General features: G+C 70.8%; 22 protein-coding genes. 10 read left to right on the top strand and 12 right to left on the bottom strand.

Annotated elements, in window-relative coordinates; genetic code table 11:
- Positions 1-122: 122 nt before the first annotated feature.
- Genes K313_RS0113100 through K313_RS0113110 form a run of 3 tightly spaced genes read right to left on the bottom strand, consistent with a single transcriptional unit; the run spans position 123 to position 2,167 of the window.
- Positions 123-704 carry a hypothetical protein gene (locus tag K313_RS0113100; protein ID WP_029211983.1) on the bottom strand — a complete coding sequence of 194 codons (582 nt, stop codon included), beginning with the start codon at positions 702-704 and terminating at the stop codon, positions 123-125.
- The gene (locus tag K313_RS0113105) at positions 698-1,771 is read right to left on the bottom strand and encodes a hypothetical protein (RefSeq protein WP_029211984.1); all 1,074 of its coding nucleotides are present in this window, start codon (positions 1,769-1,771) and stop codon (positions 698-700) included. Before K313_RS0113105 ends, K313_RS0113100 begins: the two co-directional genes overlap by 7 nt.
- 24 nt (positions 1,772-1,795) lie before the next feature.
- On the bottom strand, positions 1,796-2,167 hold the full coding sequence (locus K313_RS0113110; protein WP_029211985.1) for a hypothetical protein: 372 nt from the start codon (positions 2,165-2,167) through the stop codon (positions 1,796-1,798).
- A gap of 232 nt (positions 2,168-2,399) precedes the next feature.
- On the opposite strand from K313_RS0113110, the gene K313_RS22490 reads away from it, so the two are divergent.
- Complete coding sequence (locus K313_RS22490; protein WP_029211986.1) at positions 2,400-3,242, top strand: helix-turn-helix transcriptional regulator; 843 nt, start codon at positions 2,400-2,402, stop codon at positions 3,240-3,242.
- Between the two features lie 4 nt (positions 3,243-3,246).
- Here K313_RS22490 and K313_RS0113120 read toward each other — a convergent pair whose 3' ends face one another.
- Both K313_RS0113120 and K313_RS0113125 read right to left on the bottom strand, forming a co-directional pair.
- The gene (locus K313_RS0113120) at positions 3,247-4,644 is read right to left on the bottom strand and encodes an MFS transporter (RefSeq protein WP_029211987.1); all 1,398 of its coding nucleotides are present in this window, start codon (positions 4,642-4,644) and stop codon (positions 3,247-3,249) included.
- Positions 4,645-4,747: 103 nt separating this feature from the next.
- Complete coding sequence (locus K313_RS0113125) at positions 4,748-6,109, bottom strand: MFS transporter (protein WP_029211988.1); 1,362 nt, start codon at positions 6,107-6,109, stop codon at positions 4,748-4,750.
- A 282-nt stretch (positions 6,110-6,391) separates the two neighbouring features.
- On the opposite strand from K313_RS0113125, the gene K313_RS0113130 reads away from it, so the two are divergent.
- From K313_RS0113130 to K313_RS0113155, 6 genes are read left to right on the top strand one after another with little or no spacing between them, the layout of a single operon-like run.
- Complete coding sequence (locus K313_RS0113130; protein WP_029211989.1) at positions 6,392-7,222, top strand: helix-turn-helix transcriptional regulator; 831 nt, start codon at positions 6,392-6,394, stop codon at positions 7,220-7,222.
- Positions 7,219-10,956 carry a nitrate reductase subunit alpha gene (locus tag K313_RS0113135; protein WP_029211990.1) on the top strand — a complete coding sequence of 1,246 codons (3,738 nt, stop codon included), beginning with the start codon at positions 7,219-7,221 and terminating at the stop codon, positions 10,954-10,956. The genes K313_RS0113130 and K313_RS0113135 overlap by 4 nt, the downstream gene beginning before the upstream one ends.
- A gap of 1 nt (position 10,957) precedes the next feature.
- A complete protein-coding gene (narH, locus tag K313_RS0113140; protein WP_029211991.1) occupies positions 10,958-12,715 on the top strand; it encodes a nitrate reductase subunit beta in 1,758 nt (585 codons plus the stop codon).
- Entirely contained in the window at positions 12,712-13,455 is a 744-nt protein-coding gene (gene narJ / locus K313_RS0113145; RefSeq protein ID WP_019286573.1) for a nitrate reductase molybdenum cofactor assembly chaperone, read from the top strand. Before narH ends, narJ begins: the two co-directional genes overlap by 4 nt.
- The gene (gene narI / locus K313_RS0113150; RefSeq protein ID WP_019286572.1) at positions 13,452-14,204 is read left to right on the top strand and encodes a respiratory nitrate reductase subunit gamma; all 753 of its coding nucleotides are present in this window, start codon (positions 13,452-13,454) and stop codon (positions 14,202-14,204) included. The genes narJ and narI overlap by 4 nt, the downstream gene beginning before the upstream one ends.
- Entirely contained in the window at positions 14,201-14,605 is a 405-nt protein-coding gene (locus K313_RS0113155; RefSeq protein ID WP_019286571.1) for a cupin domain-containing protein, read from the top strand. Before narI ends, K313_RS0113155 begins: the two co-directional genes overlap by 4 nt.
- 78 nt (positions 14,606-14,683) lie before the next feature.
- On the opposite strand, the gene K313_RS0113160 is transcribed toward K313_RS0113155, so the two are convergent.
- Positions 14,684-15,304: a hypothetical protein gene (locus K313_RS0113160; RefSeq protein WP_156911392.1), complete on the bottom strand. Its 621-nt coding sequence runs from the start codon at positions 15,302-15,304 to the stop codon at positions 14,684-14,686.
- A 62-nt stretch (positions 15,305-15,366) separates the two neighbouring features.
- Here K313_RS0113160 and K313_RS0113165 point away from each other — a divergent pair, with 62 nt between their 5' ends.
- Together K313_RS0113165 and K313_RS0113170 are read left to right on the top strand one after the other, a co-directional pair.
- Positions 15,367-16,788: a DUF4185 domain-containing protein gene (locus K313_RS0113165; RefSeq protein WP_156911394.1), complete on the top strand. Its 1,422-nt coding sequence runs from the start codon at positions 15,367-15,369 to the stop codon at positions 16,786-16,788.
- Entirely contained in the window at positions 16,785-17,183 is a 399-nt protein-coding gene (locus K313_RS0113170; protein WP_029211995.1) for a Rid family detoxifying hydrolase, read from the top strand. Before K313_RS0113165 ends, K313_RS0113170 begins: the two co-directional genes overlap by 4 nt.
- Here the strand turns inward: K313_RS0113170 and K313_RS0113175 are convergent.
- The 6 genes from K313_RS0113175 to rpmG all read right to left on the bottom strand — a co-directional run bounded on the left by K313_RS0113175 (position 17,180) and on the right by rpmG (position 21,306).
- Entirely contained in the window at positions 17,180-19,390 is a 2,211-nt protein-coding gene (locus K313_RS0113175) for an alpha-galactosidase (RefSeq protein ID WP_029211996.1), read from the bottom strand. The two genes, K313_RS0113170 and K313_RS0113175, sit on opposite strands and share 4 nt — an antisense overlap.
- A 168-nt stretch (positions 19,391-19,558) precedes the next feature.
- A complete protein-coding gene (locus tag K313_RS0113180) occupies positions 19,559-19,810 on the bottom strand; it encodes a hypothetical protein (protein ID WP_019286565.1) in 252 nt (83 codons plus the stop codon).
- A 463-nt stretch (positions 19,811-20,273) separates the two neighbouring features.
- Entirely contained in the window at positions 20,274-20,519 is a 246-nt protein-coding gene (locus K313_RS0113185; protein WP_029211997.1) for a type B 50S ribosomal protein L31, read from the bottom strand.
- On the bottom strand, positions 20,516-20,797 hold the full coding sequence (locus K313_RS0113190) for an HU family DNA-binding protein (protein WP_019286563.1): 282 nt from the start codon (positions 20,795-20,797) through the stop codon (positions 20,516-20,518). The genes K313_RS0113185 and K313_RS0113190 overlap by 4 nt, the downstream gene beginning before the upstream one ends.
- Positions 20,798-20,833: 36 nt before the next feature.
- A complete protein-coding gene (rpsN, locus tag K313_RS0113195) occupies positions 20,834-21,139 on the bottom strand; it encodes a 30S ribosomal protein S14 (protein WP_029211998.1) in 306 nt (101 codons plus the stop codon).
- Complete coding sequence (rpmG, locus tag K313_RS0113200; RefSeq protein WP_029211999.1) at positions 21,139-21,306, bottom strand: 50S ribosomal protein L33; 168 nt, start codon at positions 21,304-21,306, stop codon at positions 21,139-21,141. The genes rpsN and rpmG overlap by 1 nt, the downstream gene beginning before the upstream one ends.
- A gap of 86 nt (positions 21,307-21,392) precedes the next feature.
- Between rpmG and rpmF the strand changes: the two genes are divergently transcribed.
- Entirely contained in the window at positions 21,393-21,572 is a 180-nt protein-coding gene (rpmF, locus tag K313_RS0113205) for a 50S ribosomal protein L32 (protein ID WP_029212000.1), read from the top strand.
- The last annotated feature ends 357 nt before the right edge of the window (positions 21,573-21,929 follow it).

Raw genomic sequence — 21,929 nt, forward strand, 5'->3', positions numbered from 1 at the left:
CGTGACGCCCCCACGGCCAGCGGGTCGGGCTCCCGAGGGGGGAGTCCGGCCCGCCTCGGCGTCCGCCGCCGAGTGGTCAGTTCTGGCCACGGGTAGGTGCTTGGCATCTGACCAGTGGGCGGTCAGGGAGTCGGTATCTGACCAGTGGGTGGAAGGGGTGTGCCGGACGCGGTGTCGTCTTCGTCCTCGCGCCGTCGTCGGGCCAGGGCGATCAGCAGCATGCCGACGCCCACGGCTGTGCCACCCGCGGCGAGAAGCACGATCACGTCGGCCCCCGTGTGCGCCGGGGCTCCGGAGAGCGGCCCCGAGGACACGCCGAACGCGTCCCCGCGGGGCACCGAGCCGTCACTGCCACCTGTCTGACCCACGTCTGCTCCAGTCACGTCGGTGCTCGGCGGAGCGAGATCGGCCGGCGTCATCGCCATCGACACCCTGATCGGATCCGTCCACGTGTGATTTTCGGCCAGCGTCCGGTCGACATCGCCGACGGCGCCCGCCAGGAGCGCGGCAACCTCCACGCGGACGACCTGGCCCGGGCGGACGGCGCCCGTGGTCAGATCTCCTCCCCTCGCGGCGAGGCTGGCGGCGGTCGGCGAGGTCTCGGTCGGCGTGGCGGCGCCGCCGATGCCGGCGGCCAGGTGCAGCACCTCGGCGAGCGGGTCGGAGACGGCGTCGCTGCCAGGAACGGCCCCGATCGTCAGCATGGCGGTGTCGGGGAGGCATTCTTGACGTACAAGGCTCCGCCGACTTTCCGGCCCGGGACCAGGCGCTGGCCCGCGTGGAAGATGCCCGTGTCCAGAGTGGGCTCCCACGGTCCGGTGGGGCGCGTCGCGTACCACATCACGGTGCTCTCGGCGTACTTCGTGCTACCGGCGAAGGGGTAGACACGCACGACGAACTCGTAGGTGCCCGGGCCATACCCGGCGTTGTTCATGGCGATATAGCTGACCCACTGGTCCCGGTCGTTGGCTGGGATCCCGCCCTGGACCAGCTTGAAGGGGACGGTCGAGCCCTTGGGGCGAGCCCAGACCTCCCACCGGTTGATCGCCGGGGTGCTGCCTGACGAGCTCGTGGCGGCGTTGGGCCAGGCCCAGTACAGTCGCACGTTCTCGGCCAGGCCCGTGGTGCAGACGTTTCCGTCGGAGCCCAGCATCGGGGAGGGGATCGAGATGACGTAACGACTCGTCCAGGTCCAGTCCTTGGTCGCCGTGCCGGCCACCGAGACGGCCCGGCCGGTGGTCGTCACCTGGAACTCGCGACCTGCGAACCTGTTGTAGCGGTCGTAGTCGGTCCCGCTGGGCTTGACGATCACGCAGTGGGACGTTGAGGAAGCCTTGGCGAGGGGCGTGCGGACCGCGGCGGTCACCGGCGACACGGCTGTCGTGGCGGCCGTCCCGAGAGCTGTCTGCCACAGCGCGGTCGTCGACGAGTATCCCGTGTAGTCGTACTGCACCCTGTTGTTCAGGAAGTCGCTCGCCATGGCACTGGTCGTGGGGGTGCTAGGTATCGCCGTCAGGTTCACCTGGTAGGGGCGGTACTCGAGGCCGTAGCCGGCGTCGTTCTTGAGGGTCGCCTTGAGCGCGTCCGTGAACGGCTTGGTGACGGGGACGTCCGTGGGCGTCAGAGTAGGCGTGCCCATCGTCATCCTGGGGACGACGCTGGTGCGGGTCTCGGTCCACCGTGCCTGGGTGTCACCGGTGGGCGCCGCGATGACGGCGGTCGCCGCGACGGCGGTGACGCCGAGCGTGGCCAGGACGCGCCGACGGGACATGGGGTGCCTCCAGGGATCGGTGGATCAGTTCTGGGTGAGGGTGAAGGGCAGGTTGCGGGTGGACACCGAGGTGCCGTTGAGCGTCGTGTTCCACCATCCGCTGCCGCCGGCCGGCTCGGTGCGGGCCGCGCCGGTGCTCGTCGCGCGAACCGTGTACTTCATGGTGGCGAGGTAGGTCGCGCCGTTGTGGGCCGAGGTGATGGCCCACTGGTTGGTGCCGGTGCTCGTGAGGTTGGGCGCGGTCCCGACGGGCGTCAGCGTCACGACGGAGCCGTTGTTGACGTTGACCTCGGAGACCAGGGCCGCGGTGCCGGTCAGGGCTGCCGGGGCGGTCGAGAGGGTGGCCTTGAGGTTGGTGCCCACGGCCTGGACCGTGATGGGCAGCGTGATCGTCACCTGGTCGCCGGGGGCGAAGGGGTGAGAATCTGTCCGATTGACCCACTCCCAGCCGACCACCGCGACAATCGGGCATGAACCGACGTCGAGAGGCGCCGGAATGGTCTTGGGGTTGACAGATCGTGTCCGCCGCCCGAGCCGGAGGTCTCCGCCACGACCGGGCCGGCTGGCACTACGCTGATCGTTCAAGGGCCGCCATCACCGAGCGGTCGTAGCACGCTGGAGGCAGGCCATGCCCAAGGATCGCGAGGCGCTCCTCTCGTCGGCGGTCCGCCGGTCCATCACCGACCTGGTCGCCGCCGATCCCGACCGTTGGACCGCGAGCCGGCTGGCCGAGGAGCTCGACCTGCACGTCACGACCGTGCGCTTCCACCTCGACCAGCTCGAGCAGGCCGGCGTGCTGGAGTCGGGCGTCGAGCGACGCGACCGGCCGGGCCGTCCCAGCAAGGTCTATCGCCGTCGCGCCGAGGCCGTGCCCGTCAACACCGCCGCGTATGTCGTCCTCGCGGACGTGCTCGCCGAGACGCTGGGCGGCGACGAGGACGCCCGCGTGGAGGCGGCGACGCGGGCCGGCGAGGCCTGGTCACGCCACCATCTGGACCACGTGGCCCCGGAGGGGTCCCAGGGCGAGGTGCCGGTGCGCGAGCTGCTCGACGTCCTGGCGCGGTGGGGCTACCCACGCGAGACGGTGACCGTCGAGGGGGACCCCGCCGGGCGGTGCCAGGCCACGTTGACCCACTGCCCGATGAAGGCCGCCGCGGTCCGGCACCCCGACGTCGTCTGCGCCATACATCTCGGTCTGGTCCGGGGATCCCTCGAGGGGCTCGGCGTCCAGGACCCGGCCGTCCGGGTGACGCCCATGGTCGCCCCCGACGTGTGCACCGTCGAGATGAGCGGTGCCCTCCACGCCGGCGAGCAGGTCGCCGAGGGTCTGGACCTCGCCCACGTCCGCCGCCGCCCGGAGGCCGCGAGCGCAGACGCCACGACCTCCGATGTCACGACCCCGGACGCACCCAGCCCGGACGCGACGGAGGGCCGGTCGACGAGCGACCGGCCCTCCGAGGCGACGAGCTGAGCGATCAGCCGGGCTTGGGAGCCCCCTTGCGGGCGTAGCGCATCCACGTGATCGCCACGCACATGACGGCCCAGACGACGCCGACCCAGTAGAAGAGGGTGGCGCCCATGATGCCGATGCCGAGGGCGAAGAAGAACGGACCGAAGGCGGCGATGGCGGCGGTCCAGCCGATGACGCCGCCGGCCTGACGCTTCTCGAAGATCATCGGCATCTGCTTGAACGTCGAGGCGTTGCCGATCCCCGAGAACAGGAAGATCGCGAGCATGCCCCACAGGAACCGCGTGAAGTCACCCTGCAGCGCCGCGGCGGACGAGGTGTCCGGGGTGAGCGCCGGGATCGTGTAGACGATCGAGGCGATCAGGCCGAGGCCGGAGATCAGCGTCCAGATCGCGCCGCCCATGCGGTCGGTCAGCGGGGAGAACAGCATGCGGGCGAGCGCGCCGACCAGCGGGCCGAGGAAGACGAACTTGACCGGGTCGGGGACCGCGTAGCCCTCGACGAGGATCTTGGCGGCGGCGCCGGAGCCGGACACGATGTCGGCGTTGCCGGAGCCGTAGAGGTTGCCCATCAGCAGACCGAACTGGGCGGCCAGGCCCGAGAAGGTGCCGAAGGTCATGATGTAGATCAGCGTCATCCACCAGGTGTCCTGGTTGCCGAAGATGTCGAACTGCTGGCGGACGTTGGCCTTGACCGGCACGGACTTGAGCGCGAACCACGCCCAGGCGGCGCCGATGAGGATCAGCGGGATCCAGATGAACGCGGCGTTCTGGTACCACACCTGCGTGTTGGGCTTGCCCGCGACCTTCATCGCCTGTGAGCCGCCGAGGAACCCGATCATCGAGAAGCCGATGAGCCACGGCGTGAGCAGCTGCACGAGGGAGACGCCGAGGTTGCCGATGCCGGCCTGCAGGCCGAGCGCGGTGCCCTGCATGCGGCGGGGGAAGAAGTAGGACGTCGACGGCATGAAGCCGGAGAAGGCGCCACCACCGATGCCGGCGAGGAAGGCCAGGACCATGAGCTCCCAGTAGGGGGCGGAGGGGCTCTGGACGCGCACGCCCCACCCGAGGATCGGGAAGACGAGGAGCAGCGTGGTCAGCGCGACCATCTTGCGGGTGCCGAGGATGGGCGGCAGGACCATCCAGACGATGCGCAGCAGACCGGCGGCGAGGCCGGGCATCGCGGACATCCAGTAGAGCTCGGTCTTGCTGAAGCTGTAGCCCAGGGCGTTGAGCTTGGGGATGACCGCGCTGGGGAGGTACCACGCTACGAAGCACATGGTGAGGGTGAACGTCGTGATCGTGAGGGTGCGCCAGGCGAGTGCCTTGTCCCAGGTCTGGTCGTTCTCGGGATCCCAGGACTGGAGCCACTCGCCCCCTTGGCGGGAGCTGGTTGCGGTGCTCATGGGTTGTCTACTCCACGGGTGCTGAGGTGGTGGGACGTCTCGACCGTATGACGGGACGCGGGCTGGTGCAGGGTGGTGGGTGGGTTATGCCTGTTGGGGTGTCTCACGCGGGGTGGCGGGAGGGCTCGGGGTGCGGCTGGTCGAACTGGTCCGCGAGGTGGGGGGACCGGTCGTGGAGCATCCGCACGATCGTGAGGTGCATCCAGATCAGGCACACGGCGGTGAGGAGGAACAGGACGAAGAAGGTGCTGGACGGGAAGCCTGACCAGGACTTGGTGTAGGCGAACAGCGGCGGGAGGAAGAACCCGCCGAGGCCGCCGAGCATGCCGACGAGGCCGCCGACGGAGCCGACGTTGTCGGGGAAGTACTCGGGGATGTGCTTGTAGACGGCGGCCTTGCCGACGCCCATGGCGCAGCCGAGGAGGAAGACGACGATCGTGAACGGCACGATCGAGATCGCGTAGGGCAGGTGCTCGGTCTGGGAGCCGTCGGCGTGGTTGATGGTCAGGTGGCCGTTGGGCATCATCAGCAGGCCCGTGGTGGCGAGCATGACCCAGAAGGTGCCGTACATCGCCTTGCGCGCGCCGAAGCGGTCGGAGAACCAGCCGCCGACGGGGCGCAGCAGGGACGCGGGGAAGATGAACAGCGCGGTGAGCAGGCCGGCCGTGCTGAGCGAGACGCCGAAGGTATCCATGTAGTAGTTGGGCAGCGTGCTCGAGAGGGCGACGTAGGCGCCGAACACCGCGACGTAGTAGAGGCTGAACCGCCATACGCGCACCTGCCGCAGCGGGGCGAGCATCTCGTCGAGGGGCTTGGAGGCGCCGGGCATGCGGTCGGTCGAGGGGGTCCCGAACCACGTGGCCGCCGCGAGGAGCACCAGCAGGACGGAGTAGATCACCGGCACGAGGCGCCAGCCGCCCTGGACGACACCGAGGTACGTGGCTCCGGCGGTCGTGGCGATCAGCGGCGGGCCGATGAACTTCGTGACCGAGGCCCCGACGTTGCCGGCACCGAAGACGCCGAGCGCGAAGCCCTGCCGACCACGGGTGAACCAGGCGGAGTTCCACGCGATGCCCGAGGAGAAGGAGTTGCCGGCGAAGCCCACGAGGAAGGCCAGCAGCAGGAGCATGCCGTAGCTGTGCGCCTGCGAGACGAGGTAGGCCGGGACGGCGCTCGCGAGCAGCAGCACGGTCATGACCTTGCGGCCACCGATGCGGTCGGTGATCATGCCGGCGGGCAGGCGCCACATCGAGCCGTTGAGGATCGCCGCGGCGAGGATCCAGGAGTACTGCTCCTCGCTGAGGTGCAGCTCCGCCCGGATGGGCTTCTGCAGGATGCCGAACATCATCCAGACGGCGAACATCACGGTGAACGCGGTGGTCGACCAGGTCAGGACCCGGTTGGCGCCGACGGGCTGGCTCTCGTGGGACGTGGTCGTCGGGGCGTCGGTGGCGGGTGTGCTCACGACGTGCTCCTTGCTCCAGGCATTAATAGGATCAGGCTGTATGGCGGAGACGCTGCTGGTGCAGTCGCCGCGAGACGCCCGGCTCAGGCCCTGCGAGGCATTGCGCGGAGGATCTCACCAGCAAGTTTGGCACAGCCTCCGAATATAGAGGAGGGCACCCCCCCTCTGTCGTGGCATCGCTGGTCCGGCTATGCTGCAGGCGTGCTCCTCTTTTTGGAGGAGGCATGCACCGATGGCGTCGATGACACCGGTGCACCGTGACGGGCGACCGCAGGAGAGGCGATGAGGAGCGTGGCGCAGGAGCTCCGGTGGGGCCCCGAGGCCGACGGCCGCCCGAGCCTGCTGGCCCCGTCCATGCGCCGGCGCATCATCGACGTCCTCGCCTCCGCGCCCGTCACGGTCCACGGCCGCCCCGGGCTCGCCGCGCAGGACATCGCCACCCGCCTCGACATCCACGTGACGACCGCGCGCTTCCACCTGGACGTCCTGCTCGCGTCGCACGTCGTGGAGGCCCGGTCCGAGCGCCTGGGGACCGTGGGGCGGCCGCGCAAGATCTATCACCTCGTCCCCGCGGGGGTGCGGCTGCACCCGACGCACCGCGAGCTGTCCGCCCTGGTCACCTCCTGCTGGGGGCTGGCGGAGCCGGCGGGCTCGGAGGCGATGTTCCCCGCCGCCCGCGCCTGGTCCCGCGAGCACGCCGACGTCGAGCCGCCGGCCTGGGCGCCGGCCGCGACGCCGGGGGAGTGGCTGGTCACCGTGGAGCGCCTCGTGCAGACCATGGCGCAGTGGGGCTTCCGGCACGACATCTCGCTCGTCGAGGGTGGCCGCACCGTCGACCTCGAGCTGCGGGCCGCGCCCTTCCTCGCGATCGCCGCCCGGCACGCGCCCGTCCTCTACGCCTTCCGCCGCGGCCTGATCACCGGGGTCCTCGACCGGCTCGGCGAGCCCGAGGTCGACGTCGTCATGACGCCGCACGACGACATCGCTGTCACCACGGCTCACCTGACGACGCGGACCCCCTTCCGGCATACGGTGGGGACAGGCCTCCCGGGGCCGGTCCTGCCACCCAGCACCACGACCCGACGACGCGCCAACCGCAGGAGAGACGCATGAGCACATCGACCCATCGCGGAGGTCGAGGCCCCTCGGGCATCGACACCCCCCTCGCCGAGGCCCTCGTGGGGACCCGGCGGTTCTTCACCAAGGGGGAGGTGAGCCCCGACAAGCGGACCCTGCACCAGATCGGCGGCCGCAAGGCCGACGCGTTCTACCGCGACCGCTGGAGCCACGACAAGGTCGTGCGGTCCACCCACGGCGTCAACTGCACGGGCTCGTGCTCGTGGAAGGTCTACGTCAAGGACGGGATCATCACCTGGGAGGCGCAGCAGACGGACTACCCGTCGACCGGCGGCGATCGCCCGGAGTACGAGCCCCGCGGCTGCCCCCGCGGCGCGGCCTTCTCCTGGTACACCTACAGCCCCACCCGGGTCCGCTACCCCTACATCCGCGGCGTGCTGCTCGACATGTACCGCACGGCCAAGCAGGAGTACGGCGACCCGGTGCTCGCCTGGGCCTCGATCGTGCAGGACGAGGACAAGCGTCGTCGCTACCAGTCCGCCCGCGGCAAGGGCGGGCTCGTGCGCGCGAGCTGGGGCGAGGCGGCCGAGATGGTCGCCGCCGCCAACGTGTTCACGATCAAGCGCTGGGGCCCGGACCGCATCGCCGGCTTCTCGCCGATCCCCGCGATGTCGATGGTCTCCTACGCCTCCGGGGCCCGGTTCACCGAGCTCATCGGCGGCACCATGCTCTCCTTCTACGACTGGTATGCCGACCTGCCGGTCGCCTCGCCCCAGATGTTCGGGGACCAGACCGACGTCCCCGAGTCGGGGGACTGGTGGGACGCGGGCTACCTGATGATGTGGGGCTCCAACGTCCCGCTCACCCGCACGCCCGACGCGCACTGGATGACCGAGGCGCGCTACCGCGGGCAGAAGGTCGTCGTCGTGTCCCCGGACTACGCCGAGAACGTCAAGTTCGCCGACGAGTGGCTGGCGGCCCAGCCCGGCAGCGACGCGGCGCTCGCGATGGCGATGGGCCACGTCATCCTCAAGGAGTTCTTCGTCGACCAGCAGGTCGAGTTCTTCCAGGACTACACCAAGACCTACACGGACCTGCCCTACCTGGTCTGGCTGGACGTCGAGGAGGGCGCGGACGGCGGCCAGGTGGTCACGCCCGGCAAGTTCGCCGTGGCCGGCGACGTCCCCGGCGGCCCGGAGTCCGGGTCCGAGAACGCCATGTGGAAGCCGATGCTCGTCGACGAGCGCACCGACGAGGTCGTCGTGCCCCGCGGCTCGCTCGGCCACCGCTTCGGCGACGAGGGCATGGGGCAGTGGAACCTCGACCTGGGCGACGTCAGCCCCCGCCTGTCCCTGCTCGCCGACGGCGCCGAGACGCTCGAGGTGTCCCTGCCGCGCTTCGACGCCCTGGACGGCCAGGCGACGCTGCAGCGCCGCGGCGTCCCGGTGCGCCGCATCGGCGACCGCTACGTCACGACCGTCTTCGACCTCATGCTCGCGCAGTACGGCGTGGCCCGCCCCGGCCTGATCGGCGACTGGCCGACCGGCTACGAGGACGTCACCGGCGCCTACACCCCGGCCTGGCAGGAGGACATCACCGCCGTCCCCGCCGACAAGGTCGCCCGCATCGCGCGCGAGTTCGCGCAGAACGCCGTCGACACCCACGGCCGCTCGATGATCCTCATGGGCGCTGGCACCAACCACTGGTACCACTCGGACCTGATCTACCGCGCGATGCTCGTCCTCACGACGATCACCGGCTGCCAGGGCCGCAACGGCGGCGGCTGGGCGCACTACGTCGGTCAGGAGAAGGTCCGCCCGCTGACCGGCTTCCAGCACACGGCCTTCGCCCTCGACTGGCAGCGCCCGCCGCGCCACATGATCCAGACGGCCTACTGGTACCTCCACACCAGCCAGTACCGCTACGACACCTACACCGCCAACGACATCGGCGCGGGCCGAGGGGCCTTCCCCGGCAAGACGGTGGCCGACCTGGTCGCTCAGTCCGCGCGGCTCGGGTGGATGCCGAGCTACCCGACGTTCAACCGCTCCTCGATCGCGTTGCCCGACGAGGCGGAGGCGGCCGGGATGGAGGTCCCGGCCTACGTCGTCGACCAGCTCAAGAAGGGCGAGCTGAGCTTTGCGGCCGAGGACCCCGAGGCCGAGGAGAACTGGCCGCGCGTGCTGATGATGTGGCGCGCCAACCTGTTCGGCAGCTCCGCCAAGGGTGACGAGTACTTCCTCAAGCACCTGCTCGGCACGGACCACGGCGTCAACGCCGAGGAGGCGCCGGCGGACAAGCGCCCGGCGGACGTCGCCTGGCCCGAGCGGGCCCCCGAGGGCAAGCTCGACATGCTGATGACGATCGACTTCCGCATGACGAGCTCGACCCTGCTGTCCGACGTCGTCCTGCCCGCCGCCACGTGGTACGAGAAGAACGACATCAACACCACGGACATGCACCCCTTCATCCACTCGTTCAACCCGGCGATCGCCCCGCCGTGGCAGAGCCGGTCGGACTGGGACGCCTTCGTCACCATCGCCGAGACCTTCAGCGAGCTCGCCGGGACCCACCTCGGCACCCGCAAGGACCTCGTCGCCAAGCCGCTGTGGCACGACACCCCCGAGTCCATGGCGACGGTGCACGGCCGGGTCCTGGACTGGAAGGCCGGCGAGTGCGAGCCCGTCCCCGGCAAGACCCTGCCGGTCCTGGCGGTGGTCGAGCGGGACTACACCAAGGTCTTCGAGAAGATGACCACGATCGGGCCGCTGCTCGACAAGCTCGGGACGACCACCAAGGGCGTCACCTACGACGTCAAGCGCGAGGTCGACTACCTGCGGCGCAAGAACGGCGTCGCGAGCCGCGGTGCCGGGCAGGGCAACCCGCGCCTCGACACCGCTGTGGACGTCGCCGAGGCGATCATGGCGCTGTCGGGCACCACCAACGGCCACCTCGCCACCCAGGGCTTCAAGACCCTGGAGAAGCGCACCGGCCACCAGATGCACGACCTGGCCGCCGAGCACGAGGGCAAGCAGGTCACGTATGTCGACACCGTGGCCGCCCCCGTCCCCGTCATCACCTCCCCGGAGTGGTCGGGCTCGGAGTCGGGCGGTCGCCGCTACAGCCCGTTCACGATCAACATCGAGCGGCTCAAGCCGTTCCACACACTGACCGGGCGCCAGCAGTTCTACCTCGACCACGACTGGCTGCAGCGGATGGGGGAGGCCCTGCCGACCTACCGCCCACCGCTCAACATGACCCAGCTGTTCGGCGAGCGCCCGCTCGGCGAGGTGTCGGAGTCCGACGCAGGAGTGGCGGTGTCCGTGCGCTATCTGACCCCGCACAACAAGTGGTCCATCCACTCGGAGTACCAGGACAACCTGTTCATGCTGTCCCTCGGTCGCGGCGGCCAGTCGATCTGGATGTCCGACAAGGACGCCGCCAAGATCGGGGTCAAGGACAACGAGTGGGTCGAGGCGGTCAACCGCAACGGCGTCGTCGCGTCCCGCGTGATCGTCACGCACCGGATGCCCGAGGGCACGATCTACATGCCCCACGCGCAGGACCGCCTGATCGACGTGCCCCTCACCGAGCACAACGGCAAGCGTGGCGGCATCCACAACTCCATGACCCGGATCATGGTCAAGCCGAGCCACATCATCGGCGGCTACGCCCAGCTGTCCTACTTCTTCAACTACATCGGGCCCACGGGCAACAACCGTGACGAGGTCACGATCATCCGCAAGCGCTCGCAGAAGGTGGAGTACTGACATGAGAGTCATGGCACAGATGGCCATGGTCATGAACCTCGACAAGTGCATCGGGTGCCACACCTGCTCGGTCACCTGCAAGCAGGCGTGGACCAACCGGGCCGGCACCGAGTACGTCTGGTTCAACAACGTCGAGACGCGCCCCGGCCTGGGCTACCCGCGACGCTACGAGGACCAGGAGGAGTGGCAGGGCGGCTGGGTGCTCGGCAAGAACGGCCGGCTCAAGCTCCGCGCCGGCGGCCGGTTCAAGAAGCTCCTCAACATCTTCGTCAACCCCAAGATGCCGTCGATCCAGGACTACTACGAGCCCTGGACCTACGACTACGAGACGTTGCTCAACGCGCCGGCCGGCAAGCACTTCCCGGTCGCGCGGCCGCACTCGCTGATCTCCGGCAAGCCGATGAACATCTCCTGGTCGGCCAACTGGGACGACGACCTCGGCGGCTCGATGGAGACGATGCACCAGGACGTGATGCTCAAGGGCATCGAGGACAAGGTCACGACCGACTTCGAGTCGACCTTCATGTTCTACCTCCCCCGCATCTGCGAGCACTGCCTCAACCCCTCGTGCGCGGCGTCGTGCCCCTCGGGCGCGATCTACAAGCGCGAGGAGGACGGCATCGTCCTCGTCGACCAGGAGCAGTGCCGCGGCTGGCGCATGTGCATCTCGGGCTGCCCCTACAAGAAGGTCTACTTCAACCACAAGACCGGCAAGGCCGAGAAGTGCACCTTCTGCTTCCCGCGCATCGAGGTCGGGATCCCGACCGTGTGCTCGGAGACCTGCGTCGGTCGCCTCCGCTACATCGGGCTCGTCCTGTATGACGCCGACCGCGTCCTCGAGGCCGCGTCGGTCGAGGACGACCAGGACCTCTACGAGGCGCAGCGCTCGGTGTTCCTGGACCCGCGCGACCCGGCGGTGGTCGCCGAGGCCGAGCGCGCCGGCATACCGTCCGACTGGATCACGGCCGCGCAGCGGTCCCCGGTCTATCGCCTGATCAACGACTACAAGGTCGCGCTGCCGCTGCACCCGGAGTACCGCACGATGCCGATGGTCTGGTACATCCCGCCGCTGTCGCCGGTCGTGGACGCGCTGGCCGGGTCCGGGCACGACGGCGAGGACAAGGACAACCTGTTCAACGCCATCGAGACGCTGCGCATCCCGATCGAGTACCTCGCCAACCTGTTCACCGCCGGGGACGTGAAGCCCGTCGACGGCGTCCTGCGCAAGCTGGCCGCCATGCGGTCCTACATGCGCGACATCAACCTCGGGCGCGACCCCGACGGGTCGATCCCCGCGGCCGTCGGCATGGAGGAGGAGGACATGTACGACATGTTCCGCCTGCTCGCCCTCGCGAAGTACGAGGAGCGCTATGTCATCCCGACCGCGCACGCCGAGGAGGCGCACGCCCTCGAGGAGCTCGCCACCGAGTGCTCGGTCAGCGACTACCAGACCGGCAACCAGGGCGCGTTCGGCGAGGGCTCGGGGTCGCTGACCCCGATCGCCGTCGAGAACTTCCAGATGCTGCAGGCCCGCCAGACCGCCGACACCCTCGTCGGCGGCGGCTCCAAGGAGGGCCGGGTCAACCTGCTCAACTGGGACGGCAAGGGCATGCCCGAGGGCCTCTTCCCCGGTCAGGGTGGCAGCCTCGGCGCCGGGATCTCCGAGGAGGCCCGCCGCGAGGGCGAGGGCATGCCGATGGGCTCCGACCCGAGCGCCTCGCACGACCGCGGTGCCATCCCGCCCGAGGACATCCGGTGAAGGTCGCCCTGCGGCGTCGCAAGCAGGCCGCCCTGCCGGTCGGCACCGACGAGATGCAGGCCGCCTGGCAGTGCGCGTCGCTGCTGCTCGGCTACCCGGACGAGGAGCTCCTGCGCCACCTGCCGGTGCTGCGCGACACGGTCGCGCAGCTGCCGGCGCCGGTGGGGGAGCCGCTCGGTCGTCTCGTCGCGACCATCTCCGCGGCCGTGGAGGCGGGGGAGCTGGACGTGGTGCAGAAGCGCTACGTCGACACCTTCGACTACACGCGCCGGTGCGCGCCCTACCTGACCTACTTCGCGCACGGCGACACCCGCAAGCGCGGGATGGCGCTCGTGCAGTTCAAGCAGACCTATCGCCGGGCCGGCGTCGAGATCGGTGACGAGGAGCTGCCCGACCACCTGTCGGTGGTGCTGGAGTTCGGCGCCACCGTCGACCTCGAGGCCGCCCTCAAGCTGGTCCTCGACCACCGCGCCGGGCTCGAGGTCCTGCGCCTCGCGCTGCTCGACCGCGGCGTCCCGTGGGCGGACGTGCTCGTCGCCGTGTGCGCCACCCTGCCGCCGCTGGACGGTGACGAGCAGACGGCGGTCGCGCGGCTGGTCGCGCAAGGGCCCCCGTCGGAGGACGTCGGGCTGGCGCCATACGAGATCGACCCCCGGCTCAACCCCCACCCGGCCACCGACCCATCACCCGAGGAGCTCGAGGCCGAGCTCCTGCAGCACTCGCAAGGAGGGCGCTCATGAACACCCTGCTCTGGGTGGTGTTCCCCTACATCTGCCTGACGATCTTCGTCGTCGGTCACCTCTGGCGCTACAAGTACGACAAGTTCGGCTGGACCACGCGCTCGAGCCAGCTCTACGAGGACCGGCTGCTGCGCTGGGGCTCGCCGATGTTCCACTTCGGCATCCTCTTCGTCGTGATGGGGCACATCATGGGCCTGCTCGTGCCGAAGTCCTGGACCGACGCCGTCGGGATCTCGCAGTCGGTCTATCACTTCCTCGCCCTGTCGGTGGGCCTGCTCGCCGGCTTCCTGACCCTCGTCGGCATGGCGATCCTGATCTATCGCCGCCGCACCACCGGCCCGGTCTTCTCCGCCACGACGCCGATGGACAAGGTCATGTACGCCTTCCTCGTCGTCGTCATCCTGCTCGGCCTGGCCAACACGCTCGGCTGGCACGCCCCCGGCATCAACAACCTCGGCGGGCCCGCCGAGCACTACAACTACCGCGAGGGCGTCTCGATCTGGTACCGCCAGTTCCTGACCTTCCACCCCGACGCGGACCTCATGGCGGCGGCGCCGCTCGGCTTCCAGCTGCACACGCTCGTGGCGTGCATCCTGTTCGCCCTGTGGCCGTTCACGCGGCTCGTGCACGTGTTCTCGGCGCCGCTCGGCTACGTCACCCGGCCCTACATCGTCTATCGCTCGCGCGACCGTCGCCCCGGTGCGGGCGTCGGCAGCCGGGCCCCGCAGCGCGGGTGGGAGAAGGTATGACGGACCAGCCGTCTCGCGGCTCGGCCGGCGGCTCGGCACGCGGCTCTGCCACCGGCCGGGACCCGGAGACGCCCGAGCTGCTGCCCAACCTCGTCGAGCTGGTGGACGAGCTGATCGGGGAGGCGCACGCCTCCTCGTCGGGGCGCGCCACCCAGTCCGTGATGCACACCGACCTGCTGCGGACGGTGGTGATCGCGCTGCGCGCCGGGGCCACCCTGGCCGAGCACGAGGCGCCGGCCGCCGCGTCGCTGCAGGTGCTGCGCGGCGAGGTGACGCTGGGCACCGGGTCGGTGGACTTCCACCTGACGACAGGGCTGTTCACGCCGATCCCGCACGAGCGGCACTCGGTGGTGGCGCACCAGGACTCGGCGCTGCTGCTGACGGTGGCCACCGGTCGCTGACCCAGCCATCCCCTCGCCCCACGATCTTCGGGGTTCTGGGGGTTCTGGGGGCTCTGGGGGTTCTGGGGGGTCTGGCGTTCAGGGGGTGAGGTCGACGCTCCGGAGGGCGCGCCGCAGCCCCGAGGTGGGATAGCTCGAGACGGGGGCCTGGGCGATGACGGTGATCGTGCCGGCGGGAGTCTCGGTGCTGAGTGCCTCCACGTGCAGCCCGGTCGAGGTGTTGACGTAGGCGAGGTGGGCCGGCCGCCCCTCCCAGGTGGTCGTCGTGACGATCCCGCTGGCCGTGCCGGCGTCGCGGCTGCCCCCGGTCCGCGCGATCGTCCCGGCCGACTGCTGCGCCGTGGTCTCCGCGGTGGGAGCGACGCTCAGGCCGAGCGAGGTCTGCGGGTTGCCCTTGGGGTCGGTGAGCCGCTTGTAGGTCCAGCCCTTGCGCGGCGCCGCAGGCCCCGCGTCGGCCTCCGTCAACGCGGCCGGCGCCACGACCGACACGGGACCCCATCGCCTCGGGGTCTCGCCCACGTCGGCCGGTTGCGGCGCGAGCAGCTCACGCACCCGCGAGGACTGGTCCTGGGCCGAGCGGGCAGCGGCGCCGGTCAGGGTCGGGCTCGGCGCCGGGTCCGAGGCGCACCCCGCGAGCAGCAGCCCCGCGGCCGTGAGGGTGACCGTGGAGGAGGCGGCGCGTTGCGGCATACGGGGCATATGTGAACCCTAGGTGATCAAAGCGGCGCCATGCGTGCCCGTCGCGCCCGTAGCGTGCCCGTATGACGCCAGCGCGGGGGACGCGGCGCACGAGTCGTGCCTGCGGGCTGCTCGTGCGCACGACGCTGATCACCCTGGTCGCGGTCGGCGGCGCCGTCGCGCCCGTCGGGACCGGCGCTCTGGGCGGGCGCGATGTGACGGCGATGGCGCTCGACGGACCGAGGGGACCCGCGACGGGCGGCGCCCGCAGCCCCGCCCGCGACACCGCCCGCGGCGCAGCGCGACCCGTTCTCACCACACCCTCCGGCCGACGACCCGATCCCAGGGGGACGACCCCGCCCACGAGCGCCGGCCCCCGCCCGGTCGCCCCGGTGACCACGACCCTGCAGACCGGCTGCGCCGCACGAGGGTCCTTCGACTCGGTCGAGGCGATCAACCGGGCCGTCGACCAGCTGCACGTGGCCCCGACCTTCCTGGGCGCCGACGTCGGCGCGGGGGCCCGGCTCCAGGACGGACGCCGGCTCCTGCTCTTCGGCGACACGCTGCGCTCGCCGGACGTCGCGGGGCACCGGTTCGTCCGCAACTCCATGCTGCTCAGCAGCCCCGGCTGCCTGCGGGCCGTCCTGCCCGCCGGTCGTGGCGCGATCGTGCCGGACCGCGCGAGGCCGGCGGGGAGCACGGGCGCGGTCGTGGGCTACTGGCCGATGTCCGTCACGGTCACCCCGCGCGCGGGGCAGGACCTGGTGACGGTGATGCTGCAGCGGGTGGGGACGACCGGGGGAGGGACCTTCGACTTCGAGAACCTCGGGCCGTCCGCCGCGCTCTTCACCGTGGGCCGGGGTGGCACCCCGCAGCTCCTGCGGCTCGTCGACCTGGGGCCGGACTCCCCCGACGTGACCCGCCCGGCCTGGGGGGCCGCCTCGGTCCTGTCCGACGGCTGGCTGTACCTCTACGGGACGGCAGGCTCGACCGAGGCGATGACCTTCGGGCGCTCGCTGCGCGTCGCTCGGGTCCGCCCGGACCGGGTGCTGACCCAGTCCGAGTGGACCTACTGGGACGGCAGGGGGTGGTCGCGGTCGGCCGCCGCCGCGGCGCAGCTGATCCCGGCGGTGAAGGGGACCTCCCAGACCCTGTCCGTCTTCGCGCAGGGCGGTCGGTGGTACGCCCTCAGCAAGCGGGACGACTTCCTCGGCCGCGACCTCACGGTGTGGACCTCGCCGACCCCGTGGGGGCCGTTCGACACGGGCCGGACCGTCGCCGACCTGCCCTCCGACCCGGAGACGGGGGTGCTGCGCTACATGCCGCTCGCGCACCCCGACCTGCTGCCCGAGCCGGGCACGGTCGTCGTGTCCTACAGCCGCAACAACACGGACCTTGCCACGGTCCTCGCGGACCCGTTCTCCTACCGGCCGCGCTTCCTGCGCGTCCGGCTGCCGGTGGGCGAGGTGCGCTCCACCCGGTATGCCGGAAGGCTGGCCCCATGACTCGAACCACCGTGCACGCCGACGCCGCCCCCGCCCCGGTCGGCCCCTACTCGCACGCCGCGAGCAGCGGCGAGCAGGGCCTGCTCCACCTCTCCGGCCAGACGCCCATCGACCCGGGCACCGGCCGGCTCGTCGACGGGGACGTGAGCACCCAGGCGAGGCAGGTGTTCACCAACCTCCAGGCGGTGCTCGCCGCCGCCGGCCGCACGCTGGACGACGTGGTCAAGGTCAACGTCTACCTCGTGGACATGGCCGACTTCTCGGCGATCAACGAGGTGTACGCCACCGTGTTCGCCGAGCCGTATCCCGCCCGGACCACGGTCGCCGTCGCGGGCCTGCCGCTGGGCGCGCGGGTGGAGATCGAGCTGGTGGCGGGGCACCCGTCCGTCCGCTAGTCCGTCGTCAGGTGGAGGACGACGATCTCGTCGGGGGACAACGCAGGTGCCTCCACCCCGACCGCCTGCATCGAGCGACCGCGCAGCAGGACGCCCTCGTCGCCGGGCCACCAGGCGGGCGGTTGCGGCATACCGTGCGGCGGGCGGCTGGGCGTGACGTCCCGGACGCGGTAGCGGCGGTCGGGGTCGAGCCCGGCGAGGCGCATCCGGCCGATGGGGTCGACGATCGCGCGACCGGTGGACACGACGGCGAAGAGCGCCTCGTCCTGGGTCGGGGAGACGACCCCGTGGACGTGCAGCTCGGGCACGACGTCGTCCAGGCGGACCACGGCGCCGGAGTGCAGGAGCTCGCGGTGGTGCTTGTAGAAGCGGACCCAGTCGCCGAGCTCCGCGAGCTCCGCGTCGGAGGCGCGGGCGAGGTCCCACTCGATGCCGAGGTGTCCCCAGACGGCGGTGCCGGCGCGGAAGTGCAGGGTGTGCATGCGGCCCGTCGTGTGCGAGGCGCCCGAGGCGATGTGCGAGCCCATGAGCTCCGGGGGGACGAGCTGCTGGGTCCAGCGGTGCATCACCTGACGCTCGAGGGGGTCGACGCAGTCCGACGTCCAGATCCGGTCCGTGTGCTCGAGGACGGCGAGGTCGACGCGCGAGCCACCGGAGCTGCAGGCCTCGATCTCCAGCCCGGGGAAGCGGTCCTTGAGCTCGGCCATGAGCCGGTAGGCGGCGAGCGTCTGCTCGTGCACGCCCGCCCGCCCTGTGGGTGCGGTGCCGGCGTCGACCAGGTCGCGGTTGTGGTCCCACTTGATGTAGCCGATGGCGTAGGTCTCGAGCAGCGCCACCATCTGGTCGCGGACGTGGGCGTAGGCCTGCGGGATGCCGAGGTTGAGCACCTGCTGGTGGCGGCTCTCCACGGGAATCCGGTTGCCCGTGGCCATGATCCACTCGGGATGGGCGCGGGCCACGTCGCTGTCGAGGTTGACCATCTCGGGCTCGAACCAGATGCCGAACTCCATGCCCAGGCCGGTGACGTGGTCGACCAGGGGGCCGAGGCCGTCGGGCCACATGTCGGGGGAGACGACCCAGTCCCCGAGGCCGGCGTGGTCGTCGCGGCGGGCGCCGAACCAGCCGTCGTCCAGGACGTAGCGCTCGACGCCGAGGGCGGCGGCGCGGTCGGCGAGGTCGGTGAGGCGCGCCAGGTCGTGATCGAAGTAGACGGCCTCCCACACGTTGAGGGTGACCTTGCGGTCGGTCTGCGGGTGCGTCGGCCGTGACCGCAACCAGCCGTGGAAGCGCGCGGCCTGGGCGTCCAGGCCGTCGCCATACGCGCCGAATATCCAAGGAGAGCAGTAGGACTCGCCCGTGGCCAGCCGCATCTCGCCGGGGAGCAGCAGCTCGGACCCGCCGATCACGGTGCGGCCGTTGAACAGTCGCTCGGCCCAGTGGCGATGGTTGCCGGACCAGGCGGTGTGGACGCCCCAGACCTCACCGTGGCGGAACCCGAATCCCTTTGTCCCAGCAGAGAGCACGTAGGCCGCGTCGGCGCCCGTGCGTCCCTTGCGTCCCTCGCGCAGGTGCTGCCCGACGGTGAACTCCTTGCGCTGGGGCGCGCGTTCGGTGCCCCAGTGCCCGGCCAGGTCGTGAATCTCGTTGGCCTGGTTGGGAACCGGGAGGGTGAGTGCCAGCTCGTCGAGGGCGTGGTCGGTGTCGCCGTCGTTGGTGAGCGTGGCGCGCGTGCGCACGAGTCCCGTCGCCAGCAGCTCGATCTCGACGGTCAGGGTCAGGCGCGCCTCGTCGTCGTGGGCGGTGACGTGGAGCGCGCCGGCGCCGAGGGTGGTGAGCGTGCCGTATGCCGTCGCGCCGGCCGCCTCGTCGGTGCGGGCCTCGGCCGTGGTCACCGTGAAGCGGGGCGACCAGCCGGACCCGTCGTCGCGGCTGCCGCTGATGCCCGGCCGACCGGACCAGCCGGCGTGGTGCTCGGGCAGGACCGCGACCCGGACGGGGACGTCGACGTCGTTGCCGCCGCGGCCGTAGGTCGTCGCCAGGACCAGGGTCGCCGCCTCGTCGGCGTCGAGGTCGGGGAGGGCGGCCCCCCAGTGGGCGATCGAGGGGAGGCGGGCGTCGGACAGGTCGAGCAGCAGGGAGACGCCCCCGCTGGTGAGGTGGACCTGGCAGTCCTGGCCGGAGCCGGTGGTCAGGGCGTGAGAAGGCATGCCCACCAGCCTGTCACCTCACGGCGTCTACGCCAGTCGAGCCGACGCCCTCCCGCCGACTGGTCAGCTCCGGGCGGCGCGCCCCGCCGGCTGGCCGGCTCCGGGTGGCCCGCCCCGCCGACTGGTCGGTTCCCGACGTCGGGAGCCGACCAGTCGACGACGGGTGGGTCAGTGCTCGTGCACGTGGTCGCCGTGCTGGTGGTGCCGGTGTCCGTCGTGAAGGTGGTCGACGTGGTCGTCGTGCTCGACGGTCTCGCAGCCGTCGCCCTCGGTGTGCTCGCCCTCGTGGTCGGCGTGGACCGAGACCTCGGGGTGGCGCTCCTCGCCGTGGACGTGGTCGAGGTGGTCGTCGTGCTGCACGGTCTGACAGCCGTCGCCGGCGAGGTGCTCGTGGTCGGTGACGTCGGTGTGCTGGGTCATGGTCCCCTCCTGCTGTTCGTCGCGCCGCCACGGGTGCGGCGCCCCTTGCGGGCGTGGTCCGCCACGCCCGAGGCCCACTGTAGGATGCCCCGCCTGTGGGTCTCCTGTGACCCCGGCCCCGCGCGATCCTGTTGTCTGATAATGGTTTTCGCTGGACCAGCAGCATCGGCATCGCTGTGACCGACGTCTCACCGCCCCCTCCTCGCCATTGGTCACCAATCGACGATTCCGACCCGTTTGGATCGTTCAGATGCGTGATTGGTGACCAATGGGGTGGGCCGGGAGGGACGGTGGAGCCTGAGTGCGTCATTGGTGACCAATGGCGGCGCGCCGGGGAGGGGGCGGGGTCCGGCATACGGCGATCGCGGCCCGCTCCTCCCGGCCGAAGGGGAGGGGCGAGCCGCGACCTGGGTCCGCGCGGAGAGACGGTGCGCGGGGTCTGTGGGGCCGTTGGCGTCAGGCGTCAGCCGCGGCCGTAGCGGCGATTGAAGCGCTCGACGCGTCCGGCGGTGTCCATGATCTTCTGCTTGCCCGTGTAGAACGGGTGCGAGGCGCTGGAGACGTCGACGTTGATCACCGGGTAGGTGTTGCCGTCCTCCCACTCGATCGTGTCGTTGCTCGTGGCGGTCGAGCGCGTGAGGAAGGCGAAGTCGGCCGTCGGGTCCCGGAACACCACGGGGTGGTAGTCCGGGTGGATGCCCGGCTTCACCTCTCGCCCTTGGCGGCGGCCTTGAGCGTGGAGCCGGGCGTGAGCTTCACCGACGGCTGCGCCGGGATCTCGATCGCCTCGCCGGTGCGCGGGTTGCGGCCCGTGCGGGCGGCGCGCTCGACGCGCTCGAGGGTGAGTAGCCCCGCGATCTGCAGCTTGCTGCCGTCGGCGGCGCACTCGCGCATCAGGTCGCCGAGGGCGTCGAGGACGCCGTTGACGTCGTTGGGCGTGGTGGCGGTGCGCTTGCTGATCTCGTAGACGAGCTCGCTGCGGTTCATGGAACGGTCCTTTCGGAAGGGGATCGGGCTGGTGGGTTACCAGCTGGACTTGGTGACGCCGGGCAGCTCGCCGGCGTGGGCCATCTCGCGCAGGCGGATCCGCGACAGGCCGAACGCCCGGTAGACCGAGCGCGGGCGACCGTCCACGACGTCCCGGTTGCGCAGGCGGGTGGCGCTCGCGTCCCGGGGCATCCGCTGCAGCCGCAGCTGGGCGGCGGCCTTGCCCATGGCGTCGGCGGTGGGGTCGGCGATGACGCGCTTGAGGGCGCGACGCTCCTCCGCGTAGCGGGCGACGACCTCACGACGCTGCTGGTCGCGGGCGATCTTGGACTTCTTGGCCATCAGCGCTCCTCCTTGAACTCGACGTGCTTGCGCACGACCGGGTCGTACTTGCGGATCACGAGCCGGTCGGGGTCGTTCCGGCGGTTCTTGCGCGTGATGTACGTGTAGCCCGTGCCCGCCGTGGAGCGGAGCTTGATCTTGGGCCGCACGTCGGTGGACCTGGCCATGAGGTGGCCTCCTTCGTCTGTCAGATAAGAATGATTACCATAACGGATAGGTTGAGCGCTCTGTTCCCACGCCGAGGAGGCACCTGATGGCAGTCCCCAAGCGCAAGATGTCGCGCTCGAACACCCGGTCCCGCCGCGCCAGCTGGAAGGCCGAGCCCGTCGAGCTCGTGCCCGTGTCGGTCGGTGGCCGCACGGTGCGCGTGCCCCGACGGCTCGTGCGGGCGGTCCAGCGAGGGCTGGTCGACCCGAGCCGCTTCGAGGTCTGAGGCCTTCGTCGGGTCCGCCAGGGTCGTCAGAGCCGCTCGCCGCGAGCCTGCATCCGCACGATCGCGGCGTCGATCCCGATGCGGTCGATCGTCTGAGTGTGCCAGTCTGAAGTGGCCCCACTTGGAGGCGTAGTGATGGCTTGATTTGGCCCCACCCTCGACCCGACCAGACCCGTAGGTTCCGTACTTGTCCGCCAAAGACGAGTACGAGAGGCCATGGGGTTGAAGGAGAGATCGAGAGTGGAGCAGTTCGAACGTATCCGACGGGACGCCCGCGATGAAGGCATGTCGATTCGCGCGCTCGCGGCCAAGCACAAGGTCCACCGACGCACCGTCCGCGCGGCGTTGGCCGACGCA

The sequence above is a fragment of the Arsenicicoccus bolidensis DSM 15745 genome (assembly GCF_000426385.1).
Lineage (GTDB): Bacteria > Actinomycetota > Actinomycetes > Actinomycetales > Dermatophilaceae > Arsenicicoccus > Arsenicicoccus bolidensis.